The sequence below is a fragment of the Micromonospora coxensis genome (genome assembly GCF_900090295.1).
GTDB classification, from domain to species: Bacteria; Actinomycetota; Actinomycetes; order Mycobacteriales; family Micromonosporaceae; genus Micromonospora; species Micromonospora coxensis.
This window is the reverse complement of the sequence record NZ_LT607753.1, coordinates 5,807,410-5,832,643: the sequence shown is the minus strand read 5'-3', so window position 1 is coordinate 5,832,643 and position 25,234 is coordinate 5,807,410. Positions and strand designations below refer to the sequence as shown.

The window sequence follows — 25,234 nt, the reverse complement described above, 5'->3', positions numbered from 1 at the left end:
GCGCAGGCTGTGCTGGAACCATGCGAACGGCTGTGATCGACCTGCTCCTGACGGTCGGGGTGGAACCGCTGACGATCCTGGCTCTGCTCGTCGTCCAGGTCGCGGCGGCGGCGATGGCCCGCCTCGGGGCGTCGCGCTCCGAGTGGATCCGGCTACGCTTCGACGACCTTCGTCGGTGGAGAAGAGTGAGGGTGTCGATGCGGCGAGAGCATGCTCAACCCGCCGTGGAATGGCCGTACGGGACCTTCCTGCAACGGCTGACCCCCGCGGTGCGCGCGGCGTTGTTGGATCTCGGCGTCCGACGGCGCGTGCCGGCCGGGCAGATCGTCATCCACGAGGGCGTCCGCGAGTCGCACCTGATCCTGCTGGAGGAGGGCCTGACCAAGGTCACCGCCATTCTTCCCGACGGTCGCACCGCCCTGCTGGCTCTGCGCGTCGGGGGCGACCTGGTGGGCGAGATGTCGGCGCTCAACGACCGCCCCCGCTCGGCGACCATCACCACCTGCGGCCCCACCCGTTACAGCGTCATCGCGCCAGACCGCTTCAAGAACTTCCTCACCCGGCATCCGGACGCCGCCCTCGAACTCGCGGCGATGGTCTCGGACCGGCTGCGCTGGTCGAACCGGCGACGCATCGACTTCACCTCGTACCCGGTCAAGCTCCGGGTGGCCCGGGTGATCGCGGAACTGTGCCGATCACATGGCCGACAGGACAGGCACGGCGTCGTCATCGACGTCCGGCTGACGCAACCGGAGCTGGCCACGATCTGCGGCGCCGCAGAGACATCGGTGCAGAAGGCGCTACGCGAGCTGCGCTCCGACGGGCTGGTCGAGACGGACTATCGGCGGATCACCGTCCCCGACCTCGAGGCACTCGCACGCTGCGGGGAGGTGGAACCGGAGTAGCCGCGTCGGGACGGAAACCGTTGGCGCGCGGACGGCGGCCGCCGGCCCGTCCACGTCCCACCCATCGGTGCCATACGGTGCGTGCAAGTTCCACCACAGCGCGTTTACATCGACTACTATGACTCCCTGGCGGAGGTGTGGGGTCGATGACGACCACGGGGGGCACACGCGGAGGGCAGATGGGCCTGGCCTACGAGATCCTCGGTCCGGTGCGGGCGTACCGCGACGGCCGGACGCTGAGACTTCCCGCCGGCCGTCCCACCGCCGCGCTGGTCACCCTCCTGCTGCACGCCGGGTCGGCGGTGCCCGTCGAGCGGCTCTGCCGGGAGTTGTGGGGCGCGCGCCCACCCGCGTCGGCGGTGGCGAACCTGCGCAGTCACGTCTCCCAGCTGCGGCACCTGCTCACCTCGCCCGGCGAGCCGGTACGGCTGCGCGCCGAGTGCGGCGGCTACCTGCTCCGGGTCGAGCCGGGTGAGCTGGACGCCGCGGAGTTCGAACGGCTGGCCGACGAGGGGCGGGCCGCACGGGCGCACGGCGCGACGGACCTCGCCGCCGCCCGGTGCGAGCAGGCCCTGGCGCTGTGGTCGCCCACCGAGCCGCCGCCCGCGTACGGGCCGATCACCGCGGCCACCTTCGACCGGCTGCGCGAGCGCCGGGCCGAGGTGCGCGAGACGTACGCGCAGGCCCGGCTGGAGCTGGGCGATCCCGGCTCACCCGCGCTGACCGCCCTGCTGCGGCGGCACGTGGTCGAGCACCCGCTGCGCGAGTCGGCCTGGAGCCTGCTGATGCGGGCACAGCACCGCGCCGGCGACCGGTCGGCGGCCCTGCAGACCTACCGGGCCGCCTGCCGGGCGCTCGCCGGTGAGCTGGGCGTGCCACCCGGGCCCGAGCTGACCGAGCTGTACCGCACCGTCCGCCGGGGCGACGGCCCGCCGGTCCGGACCACGCTGCGGGTACCCGGGCGGTCGCCGCGCGGAGCGTCACCGCTGCGCCTCACGCCCGTACCCCATGAGCTGCCCTGTGCCGCGGCGCCCTTCGTCGGCCGGCGAGCGGAGCTGGCCCGGCTCACCACCGGGCTGACCCGGGCCGGGCGGCGGCCGACGACGCTGTCGGTGTACGGCATGGCCGGTGCCGGAAAGTCCGCCCTGGCGCTGCGGGCCGCCGCCGAGACGGTCGACACCTTCCCCGACGGGCAGCTGCACCTGGACCTCGGTGGCTCGATCGCCGGCGCGCGGCTGCCGCCGTTGCAGGTGGCCAACCGGGTGCTGCGGTCCCTCGACCCCGCGGCCGGGCCCGCCACCAGCCTGGCGGAGGCGCGCGCCCGGGTCCGCTCCCTGCTGTTCGACCGGCGGGTGCTGCTGGTGCTGGACAACGCCACCGATCCGGCGCAGGTCGAGGAGCTGCTGCCGGTACGCGGCGGGTGCGCGGTGGTGGTGACCAGCCGCACGCCGGTGCTCGACGTGGCCGGCCGGATCCGGCTGGAGCCGTTGCCGCAGGAGGACGGGCTCGCCCTGCTGCGGGCGACCGTCGGCGACCGCCCGGTGGACGAGGAGCCGGAGTCCGCCGTCGCGGTGGTCGCCTTCTGCGAAGGGCTGCCGCTGGCCCTGCGGACCGCCGCCCGCCGGCTGGCGGAGGGGTCGCACTGGTCCATGGCCCGGCTGGCCCGGCTGCTGCGCGACGAGCGGTTCCGGCTCGCCGAGACCGGGCTGCGGCCCCGGCTGAGCGCCAGCTACCACCGGCTCGGCTCGGCGGCCGTGGTCTTCCGGCTGCTCGGCCGGGCCCGCCCGGGACCGGTCACCGCCGACCAGGTGGCCGCGCTGACCGGTGTGCCGCGCGAGGAGGCGGCTTGGGCGCTGGACCGGCTGGTGGCGGCGCAACTCGCCGAGCCCGTCGGGCGGGGCCACTTCCGCCTCGGCGAGCTGGTCCGGCTCTACGCCGCCGAGCTGGCCGCCACCGAGGCGAGCGCCGGAGCCGCCACCGGGGCCGGCGCCGAGGCGACCGCGAGCTGACCGGTGACCGGCACGACAGCGACCGCGACCCGGCGACGCGCGGTCACACCGGCGCCGGGGTGTCCTCCCGGTAGCCGTGCGCCTGGAGGGTGAACAACCGGGCGTAGTCACCGGCGGCGGCGAGCAGCTGCTGGTGGTCGCCGCGCTCGGTCACCCGGCCGTCGGCGAGCACCACGATGAGGTCCGCCTCGCGCACGGCGTTGAGCCGGTGCGAGATGAGCAGGCTGGTCCGGCCCCGCCGCAGCCGGCGCAGCCGGGTGTGCAGGTCGTGCTCGGCCTCGGCGTCGAGGCCCGAACTCGGTTCGTCCAGGACGAGCAGGTCCACCTCGGCCCGCAGGAACCCCCGGGCCAGCGCGACCCGCTGCCACTGGCCGCCGGAGAGGACCACCCCGGCCTGCGGGTCGTCACGGTCCGGTCCGTCGAAGAAGACCCGGGTCAGCAGGGTGTCGTAGCCGCGCGGCAGGGCGGTCAGGGTGTCGTCGACGCCGGCGTGCCGGGCGGCCTGCCGCAGCCGGTCGGCGTCCCCGAGCGCCGACAGGTCACCGACGGCGATGTTCTCGCCGGCGGTGAGGTCGTACGGCACGAAGTCCTGGAACACCGCGCCGAGCCGCTCCCGCAACGCCTGTGGGTCGAACTCGCGCAGGTCCACACCGTCCCAGAGGATCGCACCGCGCTCCGGGTCGTAGAACCGGCACAGCAGCTTGACCAGGGTGCTCTTTCCGGCGCCGTTGAGGCCGACCAGCGCCGTGGTGGCGCCGTGCGGCAGCCACAGGTCGACCCCGCGCAGCACCCAGGGGTGCTCCGGCGAGTACCGGAACCAGACGTCCCGCAGCTCGATCCCGCGCCGCAGTGGTGGCACCGGGCGGGGCGCAGCCGGCACCGGCAGGTCGGGCTCGGCGCGGACCACCTGGTCGTAGTGGTCGAAGAGCAGCAGCGCCTGGTGGATGGCGCCGACCTGGCCGACCAGGGCGCCCAGCGCGCCCTGCACGCCCGGCACGGCCGCCAGGTAGACGGCGACGTCGCCCAGGCTGAGCCGTCCGCTGGCGGCCGCGTTGACGGTCCACACCACGCCGACGCCCGCCACCCCCGCGCCGAGCAGGCCCAGCAGCGCCTGCGCCCGCATCTCCCGGCGGTCCAGCCCGCGCTCCACCCGGTGCATGCCGTGCAGCTCGTCGAGCATCCGGTCGCCGAAGAACCGGCCGAGGCCGAACAGGCGCACCTCCTTGGCGGCCGGCACCCCGGTCAGCAGGTGGGCGAAGAACAGGTCGCGCCGCTGGAAGTGCTCCAGGCGCAGCACCATCGCCATCCGGGCCCGGTTGAGGCGCAGCTGCATCCCGAGCGTCGGCAGCGCCGCCACCAGCACGAGCAGCCCGATGACCGGGCTCAGGGCCAGCAGCACGCCGAGGAAGCCGGCGATCGCGATGACGCTCTGCACCGCGCCGAGCGTGTTGCCGGTGAGCTGGGTCGGCCCGAGGTGCCCGGTCTGTTGCGCGGCCTGCAACCGGTCCTGGAAGAGCGGGTCCTCCAACCGGACCAGCCCCACCAGGCGGGACACCGCCTCGTGCAGGCGTCGGCGGACCAGGCGGGTGACGGCCCGGCGGCGTTCGTCCTCGACGTAGCGGCGCAGGTGCGGCAGGACCGCCGCGACGGCGGCGGCGACGGCCAGCCCCACCCCGAGCGCCGCCACCGGCACGGCCGGGCCACCCCGGCCGGTGAGCCGGTCCAGGACGAGCTTGGTCAACCCGGCCACCGCCACCGGCGTGGCCCCGGCCAGGACGGCGAGCAGCAGGTCGACGCCGGTGCCCACGGGCGCGGCCCGCCAGGTGAGCCCGAGGGCCACCCGGGCGTGCCGGGCGGCCCGACGGGCGGTGAGGCGCGGTGCGGTCACCGCGCCACCGGCAGGTCGAGGCGGGCCAGGCCGAACGCGGTGGAGGCCACGACCCCGTGCTGGTCCAGCAGGCCGAAGGCGGGGAAGCCCTTGATCGCGAACGCCTTCGGCAGCGGGCCGGTGCCCGGTTCGACGAAGACCGTGGCCAGTGCGGCGAACCGGTCGGCGTACTCCTGGGTCTCGGGGCCCTTGCCGACCACGACGACCCAGACGTGCTCCGGGCCGCCGGGCATCTCCGCGGCCCGCTGCTCCAGCTCCGGCAACTGCTCCTCGCAGTGGTCGCAGCCCGGGGAGAGGAACGCCACCAGGGTCATCGGCGGGATGTCGGCGCGGGCGCGGACCCGGCCGTCCACCGTGGTGGAGACGAAGTCGCCGGGGATCGACCCGACCTCCAGCATCACCTCGGGAGGCGCGGACTGCCGCTCGCTGAGCAGCTCGGTGTGCTCCCGCAACCGGCGGATCACGCCGAGCAGCAGCACCAGGTTGAGCAGGCCGAGAGCGGCGACGAGGACGACGGCGGCGGTCAGCAGCGCCATGGACGGCTCCTTCGGTAGGGGTGCAGGTCAGGGGCGGCCGGCCGGGCGGGTCGGCCGGGTCGGCGCGGAGGCGAAGAGGGCGACGAGGTCGTCGAGGCGGATCACCACGGCGGCCAGTGGCAGCGCCACTCCGGCGGCGAGCAGGACCGCCGCCGCCGGGGGTGGCCCGCCGTCGGCGGTGAGGGCGGCGGCCAGCCCGAGCAGCGCGACCGCGCCGAGCGCCAGGTTGCGCAGCACGTGCCGCCGGCCGATCGGGGTGTCACCGGCGCCGAAGCAGCGGCAGGCCGGCCGCTCGCCGCGGCGCAGCGTGGCCACCAGCGCGGCGGTGAGCGCCGCGAGCAGGACGACGGCGAGCACCAGCCCGGCCGGTGCGGCGCCCGGCGTGACGAGCAGGACGACCACCGCCGCCTCCGCGGCCACCGCCGTCGCGCCGACCGGGCGGGTCCACCGCGCCGGCACGCCGAAGCGGCCCACCGTGGCGACGAAGTCGGCGAAGTCGGACCGGGTGCGCAGCTTGCCGACGACCGCCGCGAGGAAGACCAGCGCCAGCAGCAGGCGGGCGGTCAGCTCCAGGTGTCGCATCCGGTACGCCTCCTCGCGGATCGGGAGGCCCACGCTAGGGGTGGCGGATACATCGGACGTACATCGCGCGGCGGCCGACTGTACGGGCCGGTGTGCGCGCCGGCCGTAGCGTCCGGGCACCGAATGACGGGAGGAGGTGAACGAATGTTTCGTCGACTCGAGAGCCTGGGCGAGCGGATGCTCGGCGTGTTCGTGCCGAAGGTGACGGCCGCGGCCGGCTGTCCGCCGGACCCGTGGTGCGCGTTGTGCGGCACCTGCTACTTCAAGCGGTGCTACATCACGCCGACGTGCAAGACGAGCTGCGGGTCCTGCGGGTACTACTGCAGCGCGGGCGCGACCACGATGACCAGCCTCTGCTGAGGCCGGCTCCGGCGTGCCGCGCGGCTGCGTCCGCGCGGCACGCCCTCGGTCAGCGCGCGACCCGGCGGGGCCGGACCACCACGCCGAGCAGGTCCCCGCCCGGGATGTAGCCGCACTCGCGGGAGTCGTAGCTGAACGGCGGGTTGTCGCCCAGCACGACCAGCCGGTCCGCCGGGACGACCGCCTCGCCGTGGCGGCGCAGCAACGGCACCCGCTGCACCGGCACCGGGTCGCCCGGCACCGCGTGCGCCCGTTTGATGAGCAGCCCCGGGCCCTCGCCCGGCAGGACCGGCCGGCCGGCCGTCATCGCCGCCGGGGCGCGGACCACGACCAGATCGCCGGGGCGTACCCGGGCCAACGGCACCCGGCGGGCCAGCACCCGGTCGCCGGCGCGCAGCGTCGGCTCCATGCTCCGGCCCACCACCGCGACCAGCAGCAGGCGCCGACGCGCCCAGAACAGCCCGACGGCGACCGACGCGAGCGCGCCGGCCACCGCCAGCCAGCCGAGGAGCGGCACCGCTCAGGCGCCGCGCAGGGTCGCGCCGAAGCGCTCCGCCGCCACGGCCACCGCCGCGTCCCGGGCCGCCACCGCCTCCTCGACGGTCAGCGTCCGGTCCGGGGCCCGGAAGGTGAGCTTGTACGCCAGCGACCGCCGGCCCGCACCGAGCTGCTCGGAGGCGTACACGTCGAAGAGGCGGACGCTCTCCAGCAGCTCACCGGCCCCCTCGACGAGGGCCCTGCGCACCTCGGCGGCGGGCACCGAGGCGTCCAGCACCAGCGCCACGTCGATCAGCGCGGGCGGGAAGGTCGACACGGTGGGCGCGGGCGCCAGCGGGGCCGCCGGCAGCGCGTCCAGGTCCAGCTCCATCGCGCTGGCCCGCTTCGGCAGCTCCAGGGTCGCCAGGACCGCCGGGTGCAGCTCACCGGCGTACCCGACGACCTCGCCGTCGACCAGCAGCGCGGCGCACCGGCCGGGGTGCCAGGGGGCGTGCTCGGCGGCGCGCACCTCGACCCGGTCGGCGGGGATGTCGGCGGCGGCGAGCACCGCCCGGCCGGCCTCGATCGCGTCCGCCCAGCCGGCGGCCCGGCCCGCGCCCCACCAGCCGGCCGGGTCGAGGTCGCCGGTGAGGACGGCCGCGACGTGCCGGGGCTGGTGCGGCACCACCGCGTCGGCGGCGGCGAACTCGGCGTCGGTCGGTCGCCGGTCGACGCCCATGGCGGGCGGGCGGCCGGCGTCGGGACGCGGGTGGAAGACCGTGCCGATCTCGTACAGCGCCAGGTCGCGGTGACCGCGTCCGAGGTTGCGCTTGAGGATGCCGAGCAGCGGGCCGAGCAGCGTGGTACGCAGCAGCGGCTCCTCCTCCGACAGCGGGTTGGCCAGGCGCACCGCCGGGCGACGCGGGTCGTCGGCGGGCAGCCCGAGCTGGTCGGGCAGCTCCGGCGAGGTGAACGGGTGGGCGACCACCTCGACCAGACCGCGCTCGGCGAGCGAGCGGGCCACCGCCCGGCGGCGGCGCTGCTGCCAGGTCAGGCCGCGCCCGGGCGGCGCGGTCGGCAGCACCGACGGCACCCGGTCGTACCCGTCGAGGCGGACCACCTCCTCGACCAGGTCGGCCGGGTCGGTGAGGTCGGGCCGCCAGGTCGGCGGGGTCACGCTGAGCACCTCGGCGCCGCCCGCCGCGACACCCACCTCACCCGGGTCCTCGGCCAGCCGGTCGGTGCCCCGCACCACGGTGCAGCCGACCTGCTCCAGCAGGGCGACCACCCGCTCGGCGGAGTACGCCACCCCGACCCGCCGGCTCGGCAGATCGGCCGGGAGGGTGACCGGCGGCATCGGCCGGACGTGGTCGATGTCGAGGATCGCCGCGCCGACGGTGCCACCGGCGTGCGCGGTGAGCAGCCGCACCGCCCGTTCCAGGGCGACCAGCGGCAGCGCCGGGTCGACGCCCCGCTCCCAGCGCTTCGCCGCCTCGCTGAACAGCTTGTGCCGGCGGGCGGTGCGCCCGACCATCACCGGGTCCCAGTGGGCGGCCTCGAAGAGCACGTCGGTGGTGCCGGCGACGACCTCGCTGGTCTCCCCGCCCATCACCGCGGCGAGCGAGATCGGGCCGGTGTCGTCGCAGATGACCATGTCCTCGGCGGTGAGGGTCCGGGCGACACCGTCCAGGGTGGTCAGCTTCTCCCCCGCCTCGGCGCGGCGGACCACCAACGGGCCGCTGATCCGCGCGGCGTCGAAGGCGTGCATCGGCTGGCCCAGTTCCAGCATCACGTAGTTGGTGATGTCCACCGGCAGCGAGATGCTGCGGATGCCGGCGACGGTGAGCCGCTGGCGCATCCAGCCGGGCGTCTCCGCGGTCGGGTCGACGCCGCGCACCATCCGGGCGGCGAACCGGTCGCAGCCGACCGGGTCGCGCACCTCGACCGGGTACGCCGGCTCGGCGGTGCCGCCCGGCGCGGGCGCCAGGCCCGGGTCACGGAACGGCACGCCGAGCGCGTGCGCCAGCTCGCGGGCCAGGCCGCGCACGCTCAGCGCGTACCCCCGGTCCGGGGTGATCTCCAGCTCGAGCACGACGTCGTCGAGCCCCACCACGGGCCGCGCGTCGTCGCCCGGCTTGGCCGGAGTGTCGGCGGGCAGCACGATGATGCCGGAGTGGTCGTCGCCCAGACCCAGCTCCTTGGCGGAGCAGATCATGCCGGCGGAGTTGCGCCCGTAGGTCTTGCGCGCGCCGATGGTGAAGTCGCCGGGCAGCACCCCGCCGGGGAGGATCACCACGACCTTGTCGCCCGGGGCGAAGTTGCGCGCCCCGCAGACGATCTCCTGCGGCTCGCCGGTGCCGTTCGCGGCGCCGACGTCCACCCGGCAGAACCGGATCGGCTTCTTGAAGCCGGTCAACTCCTCGATCTCGAGCACCTCACCGACCACCAGCGCGCCGGTGACGGTGGTGCGCAGGTCCACGACGGAGTCGACCTCGATGCCGAGGTCGACCAGGGCCTGCTCCAGGTCGCCGGTGGGCAGGTCGGCGGGGAGGTCGACGTACTCCCGCAGCCAACTGACAGAAACTCGCATGACTTCAGACCACCGTTCCCGTGACTCGTACCCGCATCGCCCTACGCGCCGATCCCGAACGCGCGGGTGAACCGCACGTCGCCCTCGGCCATGTCCCGCATGTCGCTGACCCCGTGCCGGAACATCACGGTCCGGTCGATGCCCATGCCGAACGCGAATCCGGAGTAGACCTCCGGGTCGATGCCGCAGGCGCGCAGCACCCGCGGGTTGACCATGCCGCACCCGCCCCACTCGACCCAGCGCGGGCCGTCGCGGTGCTCCGGGAACCAGACGTCGAACTCGGCCGACGGCTCGGTGAACGGGAAGTAGTGCGGGCGGAAGCGGGTCTTCGCGCCCTCGCCGAACATCGCCCGGGCGAAGTGGTCCAGGGTGCCGCGCAGGTGGGCCATGGTGATGCCCTTGTCCACCACCAGGCCCTCGACCTGGTGGAACACCGGCGCGTGGGTGGCGTCCAGCTCGTCGGTGCGGTAGACCCGGCCGGGGCAGATCACGTAGATCGGGGGCTTGCGGCTGAGCATGGTGCGCGCCTGCACCGGCGAGGTGTGGGTCCGGAGAACAAGGCCCGAGCCCGCTGATTCGCCAGAAGCCACGGCGGAGCCGTCGGCGGGTGCGATGTGGAAGGTGTCCATCAGCCCGCGCGCCGGGTGGTCGGCGGGGATGTTCAGCGCGTCGAAGTTGGTCCACTCCAGCTCGACCTCGGGACCCTCGGCCACCTCGTAGCCCATCCCGACGAACAGGTCGCTGATCTGCTCCATCAGGGTGCTCAGCGGGTGACGGGCGCCCCGGGGCCGCCGGTCGTACGGCAGGGTCACGTCGACCCGCTCCTCGACCAGCACCCGGGCGGCCTGCTCGCGCTCCAGGATCTCGGCGCGGGCCACGTACGCGGACTCGATCGCCCGGCGGGCCTCGTTGACCCGCTTGCCCGCGTCGGACTTGGCGGCCGGCGGCAGCGCGCCGATCTCCCGGCGCGCCAGCGAGACCGGTGCGCGGTCGCCGAGGTGGGCGGGGCGCAGCGCGGTCAGCGCGTCGGGGTCGGTGGCCCCGGCGAACGCCTTCTCGGCGTCGGCGACGGCCTCGGCCAGGGCGGCCGGGTCCAGCAGGGCGACCTGCTTCGGGTCGTACGGATCGTTGCGGTAGCTCATGGCGTACGGGCACTCCCTCACGGCGGCGCCGGCCCTCACGGGCGGCTAGGCGAGTCTACGGACGCGCGGCTGTGCCGCAGCCCGCCGGTGGGAGATACGCGCAGGAGGAGGGGTCAGGCCCGCCGCCCGCCGACACCGGCGGGCTGGCTAAACGAACGCCGTGGCGCGATCGTCATGCGGACGACTCCCCTGTGCTGTCTGACTGCGTGACACGGTCAGCGCAGTGCTCTGGCTGAAGAGTACAGGCAGACGGCCGCGGCCGCAGCCAGGTTGAGGCTCTCGGCGCGCCCGTGCAGCGGCACCCGGACCCGGGCGTCGGCGGCGGCGGTCAGCTCCTCGGGCAGGCCGTGCGCCTCCGAGCCGAAGAGCCAGGCGGTGGGGGCGGCCAGCCGGCCGGCGTCGGCGAGGTCGTCGAGGTCGCTGTCGCCGTACCCGGTGGTCGCGAAGATCGAGAGCCCGGCGGTACGTAGCGCGTCTACCGCCGCGCGCGGGTCGGCGGCGCGGACCACGTCGACGTGGAACAGGCTGCCGGCGGACGCCCGCACGCACTTGCCGTTGTACGGGTCGACGGCGTCACCGGCGAAGACGACCGCGCCCGCGCCGGCGGCGTCGGCGGTGCGCAGCACGGTGCCGGCGTTGCCCGGGTCACGGATCCCGGCGAGCACCGCGACCAGCTTCGGCCGGGCGGCGAGGGCCGCGTCGAGCGGCACGTCGAGGTGGCGGCAGACGGCGACCAGGCCCTGCGGGGCGACGGTCTCGGCGAGCGCGGCCAGGGCCTCGTCGGTGACCTCGGAGACGGGCACGTCGGCGCGGGCGGCGGCGGCCGCGAGGTCGGCGTACCGGTCCAGGGCGGCCGGGGTGCCGAAGAGTTCGGTGACCGTCCCGGCGCGGGCCAGGGCCTCGCGGACCGCCTGCGGCCCCTCGGCCAGGAACCGGCCGGTCGCCTCGCGGTCCCGGCGGCGCTGGAGCCGGCGGGCGGCGACCACCCGGGGGGTACGCGGGGTGAACGGGCCGGGGACAGCGTCGAGGCGCCTCCCGCGCGATGGTGACTGCATGGGAGACGCCTCGATCTGCTGCGGGTGGATCAGGCGGCCTGGGCCGCGGCGCCACCGGTGCCCTCGGCCGCCACGGCGGCCCGGGCCAGCTCGACGATCGCGGCGAACGCCGCGGCGTCGTTGACGGCCAGGTCGGCCAGGATCTTGCGGTCGACCTCGATGCCGGCCAGGCGCAGGCCCTGGATCAGCCGGTTGTAGGTCATGCCGTTGGCGCGGGCGCCGGCGTTGATCCGCTGGATCCAGAGCTGCCGGAAGTCGCCCTTGCGGTCGCGACGGTCCCGGTAGGCGTACTGCATCGAGTGCAGCACCTGCTCCTTGGCCTTGCGGTACAGCCGGGAGCGCTGACCGCGGTAGCCGCTCGCGGTCTCCAGCAGGGTACGACGCTTCTTCTGGGCGTTCACAGCCCGCTTGACGCGTGCCATCTCAACTCCTCTTTCGGTTCAGGTGGCGCGCGTCAGCGGCCGAGCAGCTTCTTGATTCGCTTGACGTCAGCCTTGGCCAGCTCGACCGTGCCGGTCAGCCGGCGGGTCTGGGTGGAGGGCTTCTTCTCCAGGTTGTGGCGCAGCCCGGCCTGCTGGGCGACGATCTTGCCCTTGCCGGTCACCTTGACCCGCTTGCCCATACCCGTGTGGCTCTTCATCTTCGGCATGTGGAACGTCTCTCCCCTGTTACTGGCCGCTGGTCTCAGCGGTCGTGCCGGTCTCGCCGGCTGCTGCGGTCTCGCCGGCCGCCGGGGTCTCGCCACCTGCCGGGGCGGCGGACTCCTCCGCGGCCCGGTCCCGGGGTGCGCCGCGCGACGCCGTGGCGGCGACCGCGGAGGCCTTCACGGCCCGGTGCGGAGCGAGAACCATGATCATGTTTCGACCGTCCTGCTTCGGAGCGGCCTCGACGTAACCCAGGTCCGTGATCTCGGACTCGAGTCGACGCAGGAGCCGGTAACCCAGCTCCGGGCGGCTCTGCTCGCGACCGCGGAACATGATCGTGACCTTGACCTTGTCGCCGGCCTTGAGGAACCGCACCACGTGACCCTTCTTGGTCTCGTAGTCGTGCGGGTCGATCTTCGGCCGGAGCTTCATCTCCTTGATGACGGTCTGCTGCTGGTTACGCCGCGCTTCGCGCGCCTTCAGTGCGCTCTCGTACTTGAACTTGCCGAAGTCCATGAGCTTGCACACCGGCGGGCGCGCCATCGGCGCAACCTCGACCAGGTCCAGGTCGACGTCCGCGGCCAGCTGCAGGGCGCGCTCCAGCGGGACGATGCCCACCTGCTCACCCTCAGGGCCGACCAGTCGGACCTCACGTGCCCGGATCTGCTCGTTCACGCGTGGTTCGACGCTGATGGGGCCTCCTCGAGTCGAGTTTCCTGCGTGTGGCGACCCCGCGGGCCCCCGGGTGGGGGCCGCCCGGAAAGCAGAAGGCCCTGGCGCATGCCAGGGCCCGCTCGACCGGTCGGCACGATCACATGATCGCGCATCCGGAGCCGGGACGTGCCCGGAACCGGGGACCGGACCCGGCCACCTACTGGGGCGACTCGGGTGGGAGCAGGCGCTCCGCTTCAAGACCGCCCGCACGTCGCAACGGGGGCAGCCTGGTCGACTCCGCAACACTACACCCTCACCCCAGCCACCCCCAAACCGGGCCCGCAGGTCAGCGCGGGTGCAGCCGGCCCCGCCACGGACGGGTCGGGCGGGTCGGGTGGGTCGGGCGCGGGCCTTGGCCAGCGCCTCGGGCGCGGACCGCCCGGGTCAGCGGGGGCCGGCGCCGCCGGCCAGGGCGGCCAGGTGTTCCTGGTGCAGCCGGCGCAGCGCCCGGACCCCCTCGACCGCGAACTCCTTGTCGGCGGCCTGCAGGGCGACCATCGGCAGCAGGTCGTCGTCGTGCAGCTCCAGGCTGGCCCAGGGCGCGCCCCGGTCGAAGCGGACGCCCCGGACGACCTCCCAGGGCAGCTCGTACGAGCCGATCACGTTGCGGACCCGCACGCCCCGGGCGTCCGCCTCGACCCGGGGGCGGGTGAAGAGCAGGACGGCCAGCGCGCCGAAGACGCCCAGCCCGACCATGGCGAACTGGTCGCCGCGCTGGAAGGTGCCGTAGCCGTTGCCGGTGGGGCCGGTCAGCGAGGTGGCCACCAGCCCGAAGACCACCACCAGCGCGATGGCCGAGGCCCAGCACACCACCCGGATACGGCGGGGCTTCAGGTGGATCTGCGCGGAATCGCTCACCCCACCAGTCTGCCATCCGCCCCGCGGCGCCGGCCGGCAGCCACGACGGCCGCCGGCCGGATCACCCTCCGTCCGGTCGCGGCCGGACGGGCGCCCTCGGTGACACCGAGGTGGCGGTGTCCGACGCACCGGACACCGCCAGCTCGGCGACCTGGGGGTCGATCACGCCGCCCCGACGGATCCCGCACGCCCGCCACGGCGGCGGCCGGTGGCCTCAGAGCCGGCAGGCGTGGATGTTGGTGACCAGGATGGCGCGGGCGCCCAGGTCGTACAGCTCGTCCATGATCCGGTGCACGTCGTCGCTGAGCACCATCGCCTGCACCGCGACCCAGCCCTCCCGGTGCAGCGGGGAGACCGTCGGCGACTCGATGCCCGGGGTGAGCGAGCTGGCCCGGTCCAGCAGCCCGGCCGGCACGTCGTAGGCGAGCATGACGTAGCGGCGGGCCACCAGCACCCCGTGCAGCCGGCGCAGCAGCTGCTCCGACTGCGGGTGCGCCGGCGCATCGGTACGCCGGACCAGCACCGCCGAGGAGCGCAGCAGCGGCTCGCCGAAGACCACCAGGCCGGCCTGGCGCAGCGTGGTGCCGGTCTCCACCACGTCGGCGACCACGTCGGCCACCCCGAGCCGGATGGCGTTCTCCACCGCGCCGTCGAGGCGGATCACGTCGGCCTTGACGCCCAGCACGGCGAGGTGCCGCTCGACCAGCCCCGGGTACGCGGTGGCGATCCGGTGACCGCCCAGCTCCCGGACGTCGTCGACGTCCTCCGGGCGGGCCGCGAAGCGGAAGGTGGCCCGGCCGAAGTCGAGGTCCACCACCTCCTCGGCGGGCGCGCCCGAGTCGATCAGCAGGTCCCGGCCGGTGATCCCGACGTCCAGGTCGCCGGAGCCGACGTAGGTGGCGATGTCCTTCGGGCGCAGGTAGAAGAACTCGATGTCGTTGGGCTCGTCGCGGCAGACGAGGTCCTTGGCGTCGGTGCGCTGGCGGTAGCCCGCCTCGCGCAGCATCTGGGCGGCCTTCTCGGCCAGGGCGCCCTTGTTGGGTACGGCGACACGCAGCATGGCGGAGTGCTCCTTCGATCGGATGAGATCAACGACGGGGCGCACTCACAGATGTCGGTAGACGTCCTCGAGCTCGAGACCGCTGGCGAGCATCAGCACCTGGACCTGGTAGAGCAGCTGCGAGATCTCCTCGGCGGTGCGCTCCGGCCCCTCGTGCTCGGCGGCCATCCACGACTCGGCCGCCTCCTCGACGACCTTCTTGCCGACGAAGTGCACCCCCTTCTCCAGGGCGGCGACCGTGCCCGAGCCCGGGGTGCCGGCGGCGGCCTTGGCCTGCAGCTCGGCGAACAACTCCTCGAACGTCTTCACGGGAGGCGATTCTTCCAGTCACCCGACGCCGACGCGCGCTCCGGGGTCCGGCCGGGTCATCTTGCCCACGCCTCCCGTACCTCGGGACGGCGCGGCCGGTCGGCCGGTGCGGCGGGCGCGACGGGGCACCGTCGGGCACGATCAGGCATCGATTTCCTATCTGAGTGGTGGGACAGCCTTCAAGGTCGTCGCGGCCGGCCCTACGCTGTCCGCCATGGCCCGCACCCGCATCCGCGTCCTCGCGCTCACCGCCGCCACCGCCGCCGTCGTCGCGGTGACCGGGTGCGCCCCGCAGGACGACAGGACGACCACCGCCACCCCCACCGGCGCCGCCAGCGCCTCCTGCGCGAAGGAGAGCCTGCGCACCCGCACCCCGGGCAGACTCACCATCGCCACCGACCAGCCGGCGTACGAGCCGTGGTTCAGGGGCGACGCGCCGGAGAACGGCGAGGGCTTCGAGGCCGCCGTCGCGTACGCGGTGGCCGAGAAGCTCGGGTACGCCCGCGCGGACGTCACCTGGACCCGGGTGAAGTTCGACGCGGCCATCGCCCCCGGCCCGAAGAACTTCGACTTCGACATCAACCAGTTCTCCGTCACCGAGGAACGCAAGCGGGCGGTCGACTTCTCCGCGCCCTACTACCTGGTGCGGCAGACCGTGATCGCGCTCAAGTCCTCGAAGATCGCCGGGAAGCGGAGCCTGGCCGAGCTGCGCGACGCCAAGCTCGGCGCCCAGGTCGGGACCACCAGCTACCAGGCGATCACCGACCTGATCCGGCCGACCGTGCAGCCGCAGGTCTACAACAGCAACGACGACGCCAAGAAGGCGCTGCAGAACGGCCAGCTCGACGGCCTCGTGGTGGACCTGCCGACCGCCTTCTACATCACCTCCGCCGAGATCACCGACGCCACCATCGTCGGGCAGGTGCCGCAGGTGGGCGCGCCGGAGACGTTCGGGTTGCTGCTCGACAAGGGATCCCCGCTCACCCCGTGCGTCAACGCGGCGATCAGCCAGCTCGGCGCGGCCGGCACGCTGCGGCAGCTGGAGCAGAAGTGGCTCGCCCAGGTGGCGGGAGCGGCCGAGTTGACGTGAGCCTGCTCGCGTACACCCCCTCGGCGGCACAACGGCGGCGGGCCGCGTACCGGCGCCGGCAGACGGTGCGCAGCGTGCTGGTCGCCGCCGCCTCCACGGCGGCGCTCGGCACGCTGCTGGTGCTCGCCGTCACCGGCGCGCCCGGCTGGGACCGGGTACGCGCGTCGTTCCTGGACCCGGCGATCGCCCGCGACGCCCTGCCGGCGGTGCTCTCCGGGCTGTGGCTGAACGTCCGCCTGCTGGTCTGCTGCGCGGCCGGCGCGCTGCTGCTGGGGCTGCTGGTCGCGCTCCTGCGTACGCTGCGCGGCCCGGTCTTCTTCCCGGTCCGGGCGCTGGCCGCCGGCTACACGTACACCTTCCGCGGGCTGCCGCTGATCATCGTGCTCTACGTGCTGACCCTGGGCGTGCCCGGGCTGCGGCTGCAGGGCATGCCGCCGGTGCTGGTGCTCGGCGGGCTCGCGCTGGTGCTCACCTACGGCGGCTACCTGGCGGAGGTGTTCCGGGCCGGCATCGAGTCGATCCACCCCAGCCAGCTCGCCGCGGCCCGGTCGCTGGGCCTGACCTACCGGCAGACGATGCGGCACGTCGTCCTGCCGCAGGCCGTACGGCGGGTCGCCCCGCCACTGCTCAACGACGTGGTGGCCTTGCAGAAGGACGTCGGGCTGGTCTCCCTCGCCGGGCCGATCGACGCGGTGCGCGCCGCGCAGATCGCCACCGCGCAGACCTTCAACTACACCCCGTACATCCTGGCCGGGGTGCTGTTCGTGCTGCTGGCGATCCCGCTGATCGCCGTCACCGACTGGGTGACGCTGCGCGCGGCCCGACGCCAGTCGGGAGGCTGAGGTGGCGGTGCTGACCTGTCGCGGGTTGCGCAAGGAGTTCGGCGGCCAACCGGTGCTCGACGGTCTCGACCTGAGCGTCGACGAGCATCAGGTGGTGGCGCTGATCGGGGCGTCCGGGTCGGGCAAGTCGACCCTGCTGCGCTGCGTCAACCTGCTGGAGGAGCTGGACGACGGGACCATCGAGCTGGACGGGGAGGAGATCTCCGACCCCCGGGTCGACCCGGACCTCGTCCGCCGCCGGATCGGGATGGTCTTCCAGTCGTACAACCTCTTCCCGCACCTGACCGTGCTTGAGAACGTCACGCTGGCCCCGCGCCGGGTGCACCGGCGGTCCCGGGCCGACGCCGAGGCCCAGGCGCGGGACCTGCTCGACCGGGTCGGGTTGGGCGCGAAGGCCGACGCCTACCCGGACCGGCTCTCCGGCGGGCAGCAGCAGCGGGTGGCGATCGTCCGGGCGTTGGCCAACCAGCCCCGGCTGATGCTGCTGGACGAGGTCACCTCCGCGCTCGACCCGGAGCTGGTCGGGGAGGTGCTGGCCATGATCCGCGACCTGAAGGCCGACGGGATGACGATGGTGCTGGCCACCCACGAGATGGGGTTCGCCCGCGAGGTCGCCGACCAGGTCTGCTTCCTCGACTCCGGCCGGGTGGTCGAGGCCGGGCCGCCGGGGCAGGTGCTGGGCGAGCCGACACAGCCGCGGACCCGGCAGTTCCTCCGGCGGATCATCGAGGCCGGCCGGCTGTGACCCGGCCGGCCTCGCGGATGGGGCCGGCGGTGACCCGGCCCGTCCACCGGTCCGGCCGACGGTGAACCGGCCCGCCCCGCAGGTCGGGCCGACGGTGACCCGGCCGGCCCCGCCGGTGGTCAGCCGCCGAAGCCGACCCGGTGGGCGTTGGCGGCCAGGCCGCGCACGGCCAGGGCGGCGTCGAGGGCCGCCACGGTCGCCGCCCAACCCTTGTCCTCCGCCGAGCCGGGCAGCCCGGCCCGGTCCCGGGCCTGCTCGATGGTGTCGACGGTGAGCACCCCGTGCGCCACCGGCTTCCCCTCGTCCAGGGCCACCCGGGTGAGCCCGTCGGTCACCGACCGGCACACGTAGTCGAAGTGGGCGGTCGCGCCGCGCACCACCACGCCGAGGGCGACCACCACGTCGCAGCGGCGGGCCAGGGCCTGCGCCACCACCGGCAGCTCCACCGAGCCGGCGACCCGGGCGACCACGGCGCGCGCGCCGCACGCCTCGGCCGCCGCGACCGCCCGGTCGAGCATGTGGTCGGTCAGGTCGCCGTGCCACCGCGCCGCGACCACGCCCACGGTCATCCCGGCCGCGTCCACCGTGCTCACCCCGGGCTCGCCGAATCCCGCCATCTCTACGCTCCGATCTCGTCGCCGGGGACCGGGCGGCCCATCGGGGCCTCGGTCACCTCGTCCAGCTCGTCCAGCAGGTGACCCATCCGGTCCCGCTTGGTCCGCAGGTAGCGCACGTTCTCCGGGTGCGGCCGGATCGGCAACCCCTCGCGGCCGGTGACGGTCAGGCCGTACCCCTCCAGCCCGGCCCGCTTGGCCGGGTTGTTGGTGAGCAGCCGCATCGACCGCACGCCCAGGTCGTAGAGGATCTGCGCGCCGGTGCCGTAGTCCCGGGCGTCGGCCGGCAGGCCCAGGTCGAGGTTGGCGTCCACGGTGTCGCGGCCCTGGTCCTGCAACTGGTACGCCTGCAGCTTGTGCAGCAGGCCGATACCCCGCCCCTCGTGCCCGCGCACGTAGAGCACCACGCCACGCCCCTCCCGGGCGACCCGGGCCAGCGCCGCCTGCAGCTGCGGCCCGCAGTCGCAGCGCAGCGAGCCGAACACGTCCCCGGTCAGGCACTCCGAGTGCACCCGGACCAGCACGTCCTGCCCGTCGCCGAGGTCGCCGTAGACCATCGCGACGTGCTCGGCCGGGTCGTGCTCGGCCCGGTAGCCCAGCGCCCGGAACACCCCGTACGGGGTGGGCATCCGCGCGTCGGCGACCTGCTCGACCTGCCTCTCGTGCCGCCGCCGGTACGCCACCAGGTCGGCGATGGTGACCAGGGTCAGCGAGTGCTCGGCGCAGAACTTCTCCAGGTCCGGCAGCCGCATCATGGTGCCGTCGTCGTTGACCAGCTCGCAGAGCACGCCGGCCGGGCGCAGCCCGGCCAGCCGGGTCAGGTCGACGGCCGCCTCGGTGTGCCCGGCGCGGCGCAGCACGCCACCCTCGCGGGCCCGCAGCGGCACCACGTGCCCCGGGCGGGCCAGGTCGGTCGGGTCGGTCGCCGGGTCGGCCAGCAGCCGGATGGTGTGCGCCCGGTCGGCGGCGGAGATGCCGGTGCTGACCCCCTCCCGGGCGTCCACGGTCACCGTGTACGCGGTGCCGCGCCGGTCCTGGTTGGTGTGGTGCATCGGCGGCAGGTCGAGGCGGTCGCACTCCGACTCGGTCAGCGGCACGCAGATGTAGCCGGAGGTGTACCGGACCATGAACGCGACCAGCTCCGGCGTCGCCAGTTCGGCGGCGAAGATCAGGTCGCCCTCGTTCTCCCGGTTCTCGTCGTCGACCACGACGACGGGTCGGCCGGCGGCGATGTCCGCCACCGCCTGCTCGATGCTGGCGAAGAGGGTGGTCATGCGACGGCCTCCGAGTAGGTGGACGGGATCGGTCGCGCCGCGGCCCGGGTGGCCCGCGAGCTGCGCCACCAGGCGGCGAGGCCCCAGACGCAGAGCGCGCCGTAGACCAGGTACATGGCGGCCGACGGGTAGAAGCCGCCGCGCAGCAGCAGGGGCACGCCGACCGCGTCGACGGCGATCCAGATCAGCCAGAAGTCCACCCAGCCGCGCGCCATGCCGTACGTGGCCAGCAGGCTGCCGGTGAGGATCCAGGCGTCCGGCAGCGGGCCCCAGGAGCCCAGCGCGGCGAGCACCGGGTACGCCACGGCGGTGCCGAGCGCCGCGGCGGCGAGCAGGCCGAGACGTTCCCGGCCGGTGGCCCAGCGCGGCGTGACGGCCGGCGCGTCACCGGCCCCGACGCGCCGGTTGCGCGACCAGCGCCACCAGCCGTAGAGGCTGACCGCGAAGAAGAAGACCTGCCGGCCGGCCTGGCCGTAGAGGTCGTGCTCCTGCGGGGTGGCGAAGACCCCGCCGAGGAAGACGGTGAACAGCAGCGCGTTGCCGACGATGCCGACCGGCCAGGCCCAGACCAGCCGGCGCAGCCCGAGCAGGGCCGAGGCGAGACCGAAGACGTTGCCGACGATCTCCCGGACCAGCACCGGCGAACCGGCGATCTGGACCTGGGCGTCGAGCAGCCAGCCGAGCGGGCCCATCAGGCCGCACCCCCCGGCACGCGGTCGCCGAGCAGCCGCTCGACGTACTTGGCGAGCACGTCGACCTCCAGGTTGACCGGGTCGCCGACGCGCCGAACGCCGAGGGTGGTCAGCTTGAGGGTGGTCGGGATGAGCCCGACGGCGAACCAGTCGTCGCCGACCCCGGCCACGGTGAGCGACACCCCGTCGACGGTGATCGAGCCCTTCTCCACCACGTACCGGGCCAGGGCGGCGGGGAGCCGGAAGCGCAGCGTCTCCCACTGCTCGGCCGGCTCCCGGTGCAGCAGCTCGCCGACGCCGTCGACGTGGCCCTGCACGATGTGCCCGCCGAGGCGGCTGTTGAGCGCCGCGGCCCGCTCCAGGTTGACCGGGTCGCCGGGGCGCAGCCCGCCCAGCGCGGTGCGGCGCAGGGTCTCCCCCATCACGTCGGCGGTGAAGACTCCGCCGTCGACGTCGACGACGGTGAGACAGACGCCGTTGACCGCGATGGAGTCGCCGTGCCGGGCGTCCGAGGTGACCAGCGGGCCCCGGACGGCGACCAGGGCGGAGTCACCTCCGGTGTCGGCGATCCGAACGACCTCGCCCAGCTCCTCGACGATGCCGGTGAACATGTCAGGCCTCCCTCTTCCGGGGCAGCGCGGTGATCCGCAGGTCGGGGCCGACCTGCGTAACGTCGGTGATCTCCAGGTCGATGGCGTCGGCGATGGTCGTCACGCCGGCGTCGAGCAGCGCGGTCGGGCCGGCGCCGAGCAGCTTCGGCGCGACGTACCCGACGATCCGGTCGACCAGGCCGGCGGCGAGGAACGCGCCGGCCAGTCGCGGGCCGCCCTCCAGCAGCGCGGCCCGCACGCCGCGGTGGTGCAGCTCGGCCAGCAGCGCGGGCAGGTCGACCCGGCCGTCCGGGTCGGCGCCGACCTCCGCGGCGGTGGCGATCCAGGTCCGCGCGGCGCCGTCGCGCACCCGGGCCCCGACGGGGGTACGCCCCGCGCTGTCCACCACCACCCGCAGCGGCTGCCGGATGGCCAGGGTGCCGTCGCGCAGGTTACGGGCGGTCAGCCGGGGGTCGTCGGCGAGCACGGTGCCCACCCCGGCGATCACCGCGTCGACCGTGCCGCGCAGCGCGTGCACGTCGATCCGGGCCGCCTCGGAGGTGATCCACATGCTGGTGCCGTCGGCCGCCGCGGACCGGCCGTCGAGGGTGGCGGCGTACTTCCAGATCACGTACGGCCAGCCGCGGCGCATCGAGGTGAGCCAGGCGACGTTGCCGGCCTCGGCCTCGGCGGCGCGTACCCCGAACTGCACCTGGACGCCCGCGGCGCGCAACGTGGCGGCGCCGCCGGAGGCGACCGGGTTGGGGTCGGGCACGGCGATGACCACCCGGGCGACGCCGGCCCGGATCAGCGCGAGGCTGCAGGGGCCGGTGCGGCCGGTGTGGTCGCAGGGTTCCAGGGTGACCACGGCGGTGCCGCCCCGGGCGCGCTCACCGGCCTGGGCGAGCGCGACGATCTCGGCGTGCGGTCCGCCCGCGTACGCGTGGAATCCCTCGCCGACGACCGTGCCGTCCGGATCGAGCAGGACGCAGCCGACGACCGGGTTGGGGCTGGTGGTGCCGAGGCCACGGGCGGCGAGCGCGACGGCACGACGCATCGCCTCGTCGACGGAGACGCCGGCCATGGCCCATGCCCTCTCACTCGCCGGTCCGCGCGCTGGGCGGTCGACGGGAGGTGCCGCGGGCAGGCGGCGGCGGATCCGGGAACGGCACAGCCGGCCCCGGGGAGCCCACGCGGCGGCTGGATGACAGCCCACGCAGGCCCGCCCCGTCCCGCGCGCTGTCTCCCATCCGGACTGTCTGGCAGCGGAACGATCCCGCCGCCAACCGTCGGCCCCGGATTCTCACCAGGTCCACCGGGCGGCCTGAGCCGTCCGGGTCGCGGGCTTACCACGGTCGGACCGTGGATCACCGCCGGTTCGGAATTTCACCGAGCCCCGCCAGCGCGTGGTGGGTACACGGAAAGTCTTACACGTCGGGCCGGGGGGTACGCCACTCCCGGCGTGCTACCTCACACACCGTCCGCGCGACGGCGGTCCACCGCGACGTACGACCCCGGTTGGCTCTTGGCGACCGTCTTCATCTCGGAGGCGACCGCGATCGCGGCGAGCGGGTCGGTGAAGCGCTTGCGGGAGTCCGACAGCGAGACGCCGATGGAGAGGGTCACCAGGTGCGCCCGGCGCACGTTGCCCCGACGGTCCTTGAGCTCGACGTAGCCGCGCTCGGCGTCGGTGGGGTCGTAGAGCTTGTCGGCGGCCCGTTCGAAGTCCACCACGGCCCGGGAGGTGAGCGGCCGGACCTGCTCCGGGGTGCAGACGATGACGAAGTCGTCCCCGCCGACGTGGCCGAGGAAGGCCGGCGGCAGCCCGATCGACACCACCGCCCGGTGCAGGCTGCGGGCGAGCGCGGAGATGAACTCGTCGCCACGCACGAAGCCGTACCGGTCGTTGACGCTCTTGAACCGGTCGATGTCGATGTAGCCGACCGCGTAGTCGACGCCGCTGCGCACCCGGTCGCTGATCTCCCGGCGGATCCGGCTGTTGCCGGGCAGCCCGGTCAGCGGGGAGACCTCCCGGAACTCCTTGTTGCGGCGCAGCGTGGAGTTGACCCGGGCCACCAGCTCCAGCGTGTCGAAGGGCTTGACCAGGTAGTCGTCCGCGCCGACGCTGAGGCCGTTGACCTTGTCCTGGGTCATCCCCTTGGCGGTCAGCATGATCACCGGGAGGGCGGAGGTCATCGGGTCGGCGCGCAGCCGGCGGGTCAGCTCCAGGCCGTCGATGCGCGGCATCATCAGGTCCACCACGGCCAGGTCGGGGCGTTGCCGCTCGATGACCTCCAGCGCCTCCTGCCCGTCCGAGGCGTGCAGCACCTCGAAGCCGTGCAGCCGCAGGTTGAACTCGACGAACCGGGCGATGTCCTCGTCGTCGTCGACGACGAGGATGACGTCGGGTCGGTCGCCGGCCGGCTCCACGTCAGGCCCCGGCGACCGCGCGCTCCGCGAGCCCCCGCAGGCGGCGGACCGCCTCGGCGGGGTCGGCCGCCCCGTACACCGCGGTGCCGGCGACGAACGCGTCGGCGCCCGCCGCGGCGGCCTGCTCGATGGTGTCGGCGGCGATCCCGCCGTCGACCTCGATCCGCAGCTCCAGGTGGCCGCTGTCGACGTGCCGGCGGGCGGCGCGCACCTTCTCCAGCAGCTGCGGGATGAACCGCTGGCCGCCGAAGCCCGCCTTGATCGTCATGATCAGCAGGGTGTCGAAGCTCGGCAGCAGCTCCAGGTACGGCTCGATCGGGGTGTCCCGGTCGATGGCCAGCCCGGCCTTCGCCCCGGCGGAGCGCAGGTCCTTGGCCAGCGCCACCGGGTCGTCACAGGCCTCGGCGTGGAAGGTGACGTTGTAGGCGCCGGCGTCGGCGTAACCCGGGGCCCAGCGACGGGGGTCGGTGATCATGAGGTGCACGTCGAACGGGATCTGGGTGGCTGCCCGCAGGCTCTGCACCACCGGCAGTCCGATCGTCAGGTTGGGCACGAAGTGGTTGTCCATCACATCGACGTGCAACCAGTCCGCGGCGCCCTCCACGGCGCGGACCTCTTCGGCGAGGCGGGCGAAATCGGCGGCGAGGATGCTGGGCGCGACGATCGGCGGCGGTACGGTCACCGGGCCAGTGTACGAACGCGGCCACCCCCCGCGGTCGGCGCGCCTCCATCGGGAACACCCTGTGACCCAGGGGTGACCGGTGGTGCAAGATTGGACCCCGCAGGACCGGAAGGCGAACGAAAGGCCATCCGTGACTGGCCGATCGACGGAAACGCGGGAACACTCCATCGGGGACGGTCACATATGCTGCACGGCCGACGGCGGGGCACTGCCGTGCGGGCCGCGATGATCGGCCGTCATCTCCCGGAAAGGGCGGACGATGCGACGGTGGCTCGTGGCGCTGGCGCTGGCCGGCGCGACGGTGGCGATGAGCGGCTGCGTCCAGCAGCACCGGGGCGACGGCGACCTGACCGACGACTGGCCGGCGCTGCCCGTGCCCCAGTTGTTCGTGCCCGCCACGGACGCCTGCCTGCCGCGGATCACGGCGGTGGTGCAGGCCAGCACCTACGACACGGTGGACTGCGCCCGCAGCCACCTGGCCGAGGCGATCCACGTGGGCGCGTTCACCGGCGCCGCCGAGCGTGGCCCCCGGCCCGAGCCGGGGTCGCCGGCGCTGCGCCCGGCGCGCGCCGAGTGCGACCAGCGCGCCCGCGAGGTGCTCGGCGGTGACTGGCACTCCGCGCGGCTGACGTTGAACATCGCGCTGCCCACCGTCTCGGCCTGGAACGGCGGCGCCCGCTGGTTCCGCTGCGACCTGAGCGAGACCGACAGCATCGACAACACCCGCCCGGTGAACCGGACCGGGAGCCTGCGCGGCGCGATGATCGGCGACAACCCGCTCTCCCACCGCTGCTTCGACCCGAAGCTCATCGGCAACAACCTGAACTACATGGCCCCGGTGCTCTGCTCCGAGCCGCACCGGGCCGAGTTCGTCGGCGTGTACCTCGAACGCGACCTGACCTGGGAGCAGTTCATCAAGGCCAACCAGCAGGTGCACCGGCGCTGCATGGCGCTGATCGCCAGCTTCGCCGAGGTGCCCAACAACGCCGACCTGCCGTACCGGGCCGGGTCGATCTTCTACCCGCCGTCGCAGCGGGAGTGGCAGGAGGGCGACCGGGGCATCCGCTGCTTCCTGTGGAGCGACGACCGGAAGCTGACCCGGTCGATGCGCGGCGTCGGCCCGCAGGGGCTGCCCGCCATCTGAGG

The 25,234-nt window shown here is 74.3% G+C and carries 27 protein-coding genes and 1 riboswitch; of the genes, 7 read left to right on the top strand and 20 right to left on the bottom strand.

Annotation, left to right across the window (positions count from 1 at the left end; translation table 11 throughout):
* Window positions 1-20: 20 nt before the first annotated feature.
* Together GA0070614_RS26615 and GA0070614_RS26610 are read left to right on the top strand one after the other, a co-directional pair.
* Window positions 21-905 carry a Crp/Fnr family transcriptional regulator gene (locus tag GA0070614_RS26615; RefSeq protein ID WP_088978521.1) on the top strand — a complete coding sequence of 295 codons (885 nt, stop codon included), beginning with the start codon at window positions 21-23 and terminating at the stop codon, window positions 903-905.
* Window positions 906-1,084: 179 nt separating this feature from the next.
* Window positions 1,085-2,914 (top strand): AfsR/SARP family transcriptional regulator, encoded by a 1,830-nt coding sequence (locus GA0070614_RS26610; RefSeq protein WP_172892510.1) that lies wholly within the window; start codon window positions 1,085-1,087, stop codon window positions 2,912-2,914.
* A gap of 43 nt (window positions 2,915-2,957) precedes the next feature.
* On the opposite strand, the gene GA0070614_RS26605 is transcribed toward GA0070614_RS26610, so the two are convergent.
* The 3 genes from GA0070614_RS26605 to GA0070614_RS26595 are packed head-to-tail and all read right to left on the bottom strand — an operon-like array spanning window position 2,958 to window position 5,920.
* A complete protein-coding gene (locus GA0070614_RS26605; RefSeq protein ID WP_088978519.1) occupies window positions 2,958-4,802 on the bottom strand; it encodes an ABC transporter ATP-binding protein in 1,845 nt (614 codons plus the stop codon).
* Window positions 4,799-5,338, bottom strand: a complete 540-nt coding sequence (locus tag GA0070614_RS26600; RefSeq protein WP_088978518.1) for a TlpA family protein disulfide reductase — start codon at window positions 5,336-5,338, stop codon at window positions 4,799-4,801. Before GA0070614_RS26600 ends, GA0070614_RS26605 begins: the two co-directional genes overlap by 4 nt.
* Window positions 5,339-5,365: 27 nt before the next feature.
* Window positions 5,366-5,920 (bottom strand): MauE/DoxX family redox-associated membrane protein, encoded by a 555-nt coding sequence (locus tag GA0070614_RS26595; protein ID WP_172892509.1) that lies wholly within the window; start codon window positions 5,918-5,920, stop codon window positions 5,366-5,368.
* A gap of 144 nt (window positions 5,921-6,064) precedes the next feature.
* Between GA0070614_RS26595 and GA0070614_RS26590 the strand changes: the two genes are divergently transcribed.
* Window positions 6,065-6,280 (top strand): hypothetical protein, encoded by a 216-nt coding sequence (locus GA0070614_RS26590; protein WP_088978516.1) that lies wholly within the window; start codon window positions 6,065-6,067, stop codon window positions 6,278-6,280.
* A 49-nt stretch (window positions 6,281-6,329) separates the two neighbouring features.
* Here the strand turns inward: GA0070614_RS26590 and GA0070614_RS26585 are convergent, their stop codons facing one another.
* The 10 genes from GA0070614_RS26585 to GA0070614_RS26540 all read right to left on the bottom strand — a co-directional run bounded on the left by GA0070614_RS26585 (window position 6,330) and on the right by GA0070614_RS26540 (window position 15,129).
* A complete protein-coding gene (locus tag GA0070614_RS26585) occupies window positions 6,330-6,797 on the bottom strand; it encodes a S26 family signal peptidase (RefSeq protein WP_231933392.1) in 468 nt (155 codons plus the stop codon).
* A gap of 3 nt (window positions 6,798-6,800) precedes the next feature.
* Window positions 6,801-9,347 carry a phenylalanine--tRNA ligase subunit beta gene (gene pheT, locus GA0070614_RS26580; protein WP_088978515.1) on the bottom strand — a complete coding sequence of 849 codons (2,547 nt, stop codon included), beginning with the start codon at window positions 9,345-9,347 and terminating at the stop codon, window positions 6,801-6,803.
* A 41-nt stretch (window positions 9,348-9,388) separates the two neighbouring features.
* The gene (gene pheS, locus GA0070614_RS26575) at window positions 9,389-10,489 is read right to left on the bottom strand and encodes a phenylalanine--tRNA ligase subunit alpha (RefSeq protein WP_088978514.1); all 1,101 of its coding nucleotides are present in this window, start codon (window positions 10,487-10,489) and stop codon (window positions 9,389-9,391) included.
* A gap of 215 nt (window positions 10,490-10,704) precedes the next feature.
* Window positions 10,705-11,544, bottom strand: coding sequence for a TrmH family RNA methyltransferase (locus GA0070614_RS26570; RefSeq protein ID WP_088978513.1), 840 nt, complete (start codon window positions 11,542-11,544; stop codon window positions 10,705-10,707).
* A gap of 29 nt (window positions 11,545-11,573) precedes the next feature.
* Window positions 11,574-11,966: a 50S ribosomal protein L20 gene (rplT, locus tag GA0070614_RS26565; protein WP_030335718.1), complete on the bottom strand. Its 393-nt coding sequence runs from the start codon at window positions 11,964-11,966 to the stop codon at window positions 11,574-11,576.
* Between the two features lie 32 nt (window positions 11,967-11,998).
* Window positions 11,999-12,193, bottom strand: a complete 195-nt coding sequence (gene rpmI / locus GA0070614_RS26560) for a 50S ribosomal protein L35 (protein WP_026267805.1) — start codon at window positions 12,191-12,193, stop codon at window positions 11,999-12,001.
* Between the two features lie 19 nt (window positions 12,194-12,212).
* The gene (infC, locus tag GA0070614_RS26555; RefSeq protein ID WP_088978512.1) at window positions 12,213-12,863 is read right to left on the bottom strand and encodes a translation initiation factor IF-3; all 651 of its coding nucleotides are present in this window, start codon (window positions 12,861-12,863) and stop codon (window positions 12,213-12,215) included.
* Between the two features lie 423 nt (window positions 12,864-13,286).
* Window positions 13,287-13,760, bottom strand: coding sequence for a PH domain-containing protein (locus tag GA0070614_RS26550; protein ID WP_088978511.1), 474 nt, complete (start codon window positions 13,758-13,760; stop codon window positions 13,287-13,289).
* Window positions 13,761-13,974: 214 nt separating this feature from the next.
* Window positions 13,975-14,820, bottom strand: coding sequence for an ATP phosphoribosyltransferase (gene hisG, locus GA0070614_RS26545; protein WP_088978510.1), 846 nt, complete (start codon window positions 14,818-14,820; stop codon window positions 13,975-13,977).
* Between the two features lie 45 nt (window positions 14,821-14,865).
* A complete protein-coding gene (locus GA0070614_RS26540; protein WP_088978509.1) occupies window positions 14,866-15,129 on the bottom strand; it encodes a phosphoribosyl-ATP diphosphatase in 264 nt (87 codons plus the stop codon).
* A 214-nt stretch (window positions 15,130-15,343) separates the two neighbouring features.
* Between GA0070614_RS26540 and GA0070614_RS26535 the strand changes: the two genes are divergently transcribed.
* Genes GA0070614_RS26535 through GA0070614_RS26525 form a run of 3 tightly spaced genes read left to right on the top strand, consistent with a single transcriptional unit; the run spans window position 15,344 to window position 17,806 of the window.
* Complete coding sequence (locus GA0070614_RS26535) at window positions 15,344-16,219, top strand: ABC transporter substrate-binding protein (protein ID WP_088978508.1); 876 nt, start codon at window positions 15,344-15,346, stop codon at window positions 16,217-16,219.
* On the top strand, window positions 16,216-17,061 hold the full coding sequence (locus tag GA0070614_RS26530; protein WP_088978507.1) for an amino acid ABC transporter permease: 846 nt from the start codon (window positions 16,216-16,218) through the stop codon (window positions 17,059-17,061). The genes GA0070614_RS26535 and GA0070614_RS26530 overlap by 4 nt, the downstream gene beginning before the upstream one ends.
* A gap of 1 nt (window position 17,062) precedes the next feature.
* Window positions 17,063-17,806 (top strand): amino acid ABC transporter ATP-binding protein, encoded by a 744-nt coding sequence (locus GA0070614_RS26525; protein ID WP_088978506.1) that lies wholly within the window; start codon window positions 17,063-17,065, stop codon window positions 17,804-17,806.
* Window positions 17,807-17,925: 119 nt separating this feature from the next.
* Here the strand turns inward: GA0070614_RS26525 and ribH are convergent, their stop codons facing one another.
* The 7 genes from ribH to rpe form a co-directional block, all read right to left on the bottom strand.
* Window positions 17,926-18,423, bottom strand: coding sequence for a 6,7-dimethyl-8-ribityllumazine synthase (ribH, locus tag GA0070614_RS26520; RefSeq protein ID WP_088978505.1), 498 nt, complete (start codon window positions 18,421-18,423; stop codon window positions 17,926-17,928).
* A 2-nt stretch (window positions 18,424-18,425) separates the two neighbouring features.
* Complete coding sequence (locus GA0070614_RS26515) at window positions 18,426-19,694, bottom strand: bifunctional 3,4-dihydroxy-2-butanone-4-phosphate synthase/GTP cyclohydrolase II (RefSeq protein ID WP_088978504.1); 1,269 nt, start codon at window positions 19,692-19,694, stop codon at window positions 18,426-18,428.
* The gene (gene pnuC / locus GA0070614_RS26510) at window positions 19,691-20,386 is read right to left on the bottom strand and encodes a nicotinamide riboside transporter PnuC (protein ID WP_088978503.1); all 696 of its coding nucleotides are present in this window, start codon (window positions 20,384-20,386) and stop codon (window positions 19,691-19,693) included. The genes GA0070614_RS26515 and pnuC overlap by 4 nt, the downstream gene beginning before the upstream one ends.
* Window positions 20,386-20,997, bottom strand: a complete 612-nt coding sequence (locus GA0070614_RS26505; RefSeq protein WP_088978502.1) for a riboflavin synthase — start codon at window positions 20,995-20,997, stop codon at window positions 20,386-20,388. The genes pnuC and GA0070614_RS26505 overlap by 1 nt, the downstream gene beginning before the upstream one ends.
* 1 nt (window position 20,998) lies before the next feature.
* Window positions 20,999-22,060 (bottom strand): bifunctional diaminohydroxyphosphoribosylaminopyrimidine deaminase/5-amino-6-(5-phosphoribosylamino)uracil reductase RibD, encoded by a 1,062-nt coding sequence (gene ribD / locus GA0070614_RS26500; RefSeq protein ID WP_088978501.1) that lies wholly within the window; start codon window positions 22,058-22,060, stop codon window positions 20,999-21,001.
* Window positions 22,061-22,210: 150 nt separating this feature from the next.
* A riboswitch (FMN riboswitch) is annotated at window positions 22,211-22,384 on the bottom strand.
* A 62-nt stretch (window positions 22,385-22,446) separates the two neighbouring features.
* Entirely contained in the window at window positions 22,447-23,406 is a 960-nt protein-coding gene (locus tag GA0070614_RS26495) for a response regulator (protein ID WP_088978500.1), read from the bottom strand.
* 1 nt (window position 23,407) lies between these two features.
* Window positions 23,408-24,088 (bottom strand): ribulose-phosphate 3-epimerase, encoded by a 681-nt coding sequence (rpe, locus tag GA0070614_RS26490; RefSeq protein WP_088978499.1) that lies wholly within the window; start codon window positions 24,086-24,088, stop codon window positions 23,408-23,410.
* A 259-nt stretch (window positions 24,089-24,347) separates the two neighbouring features.
* On the opposite strand from rpe, the gene GA0070614_RS26485 reads away from it, so the two are divergent.
* Window positions 24,348-25,232, top strand: coding sequence for a septum formation family protein (locus tag GA0070614_RS26485; protein WP_088978498.1), 885 nt, complete (start codon window positions 24,348-24,350; stop codon window positions 25,230-25,232).
* Window positions 25,233-25,234 lie beyond the last annotated feature (2 nt).

Excerpts from the sequence above, each read along its gene's own strand:
- GA0070614_RS26615 (WP_088978521.1), top strand. The coding sequence starts at position 21 with ATGCGAACGGCTGTGATCGACCTGCTCCTGACGGTCGGGGTGGAACCG.
- GA0070614_RS26610 (WP_172892510.1), top strand. The coding sequence starts at position 1,085 with ATGGGCCTGGCCTACGAGATCCTCGGTCCGGTGCGGGCGTACCGCGAC.
- GA0070614_RS26600 (WP_088978518.1), bottom strand. The coding sequence starts at position 5,338 with ATGGCGCTGCTGACCGCCGCCGTCGTCCTCGTCGCCGCTCTCGGCCTG.
- GA0070614_RS26595 (WP_172892509.1), bottom strand. The coding sequence starts at position 5,920 with ATGCGACACCTGGAGCTGACCGCCCGCCTGCTGCTGGCGCTGGTCTTC.
- GA0070614_RS26590 (WP_088978516.1), top strand. The coding sequence starts at position 6,065 with ATGTTTCGTCGACTCGAGAGCCTGGGCGAGCGGATGCTCGGCGTGTTC.
- pheT (WP_088978515.1), bottom strand. The coding sequence starts at position 9,347 with ATGCGAGTTTCTGTCAGTTGGCTGCGGGAGTACGTCGACCTCCCCGCC.
- pheS (WP_088978514.1), bottom strand. The coding sequence starts at position 10,489 with ATGAGCTACCGCAACGATCCGTACGACCCGAAGCAGGTCGCCCTGCTG.
- GA0070614_RS26570 (WP_088978513.1), bottom strand. The coding sequence starts at position 11,544 with ATGCAGTCACCATCGCGCGGGAGGCGCCTCGACGCTGTCCCCGGCCCG.
- rplT (WP_030335718.1), bottom strand. The coding sequence starts at position 11,966 with ATGGCACGCGTCAAGCGGGCTGTGAACGCCCAGAAGAAGCGTCGTACC.
- rpmI (WP_026267805.1), bottom strand. The coding sequence starts at position 12,193 with ATGCCGAAGATGAAGAGCCACACGGGTATGGGCAAGCGGGTCAAGGTG.
- hisG (WP_088978510.1), bottom strand. The coding sequence starts at position 14,820 with ATGCTGCGTGTCGCCGTACCCAACAAGGGCGCCCTGGCCGAGAAGGCC.
- GA0070614_RS26535 (WP_088978508.1), top strand. The coding sequence starts at position 15,344 with ATGGCCCGCACCCGCATCCGCGTCCTCGCGCTCACCGCCGCCACCGCC.
- ribH (WP_088978505.1), bottom strand. The coding sequence starts at position 18,423 with ATGGCGGGATTCGGCGAGCCCGGGGTGAGCACGGTGGACGCGGCCGGG.
- GA0070614_RS26515 (WP_088978504.1), bottom strand. The coding sequence starts at position 19,694 with ATGACCACCCTCTTCGCCAGCATCGAGCAGGCGGTGGCGGACATCGCC.
- pnuC (WP_088978503.1), bottom strand. The coding sequence starts at position 20,386 with ATGGGCCCGCTCGGCTGGCTGCTCGACGCCCAGGTCCAGATCGCCGGT.
- GA0070614_RS26505 (WP_088978502.1), bottom strand. The coding sequence starts at position 20,997 with ATGTTCACCGGCATCGTCGAGGAGCTGGGCGAGGTCGTTCGGATCGCC.
- ribD (WP_088978501.1), bottom strand. The coding sequence starts at position 22,060 with ATGGCCGGCGTCTCCGTCGACGAGGCGATGCGTCGTGCCGTCGCGCTC.
- GA0070614_RS26485 (WP_088978498.1), top strand. The coding sequence starts at position 24,348 with ATGCGACGGTGGCTCGTGGCGCTGGCGCTGGCCGGCGCGACGGTGGCG.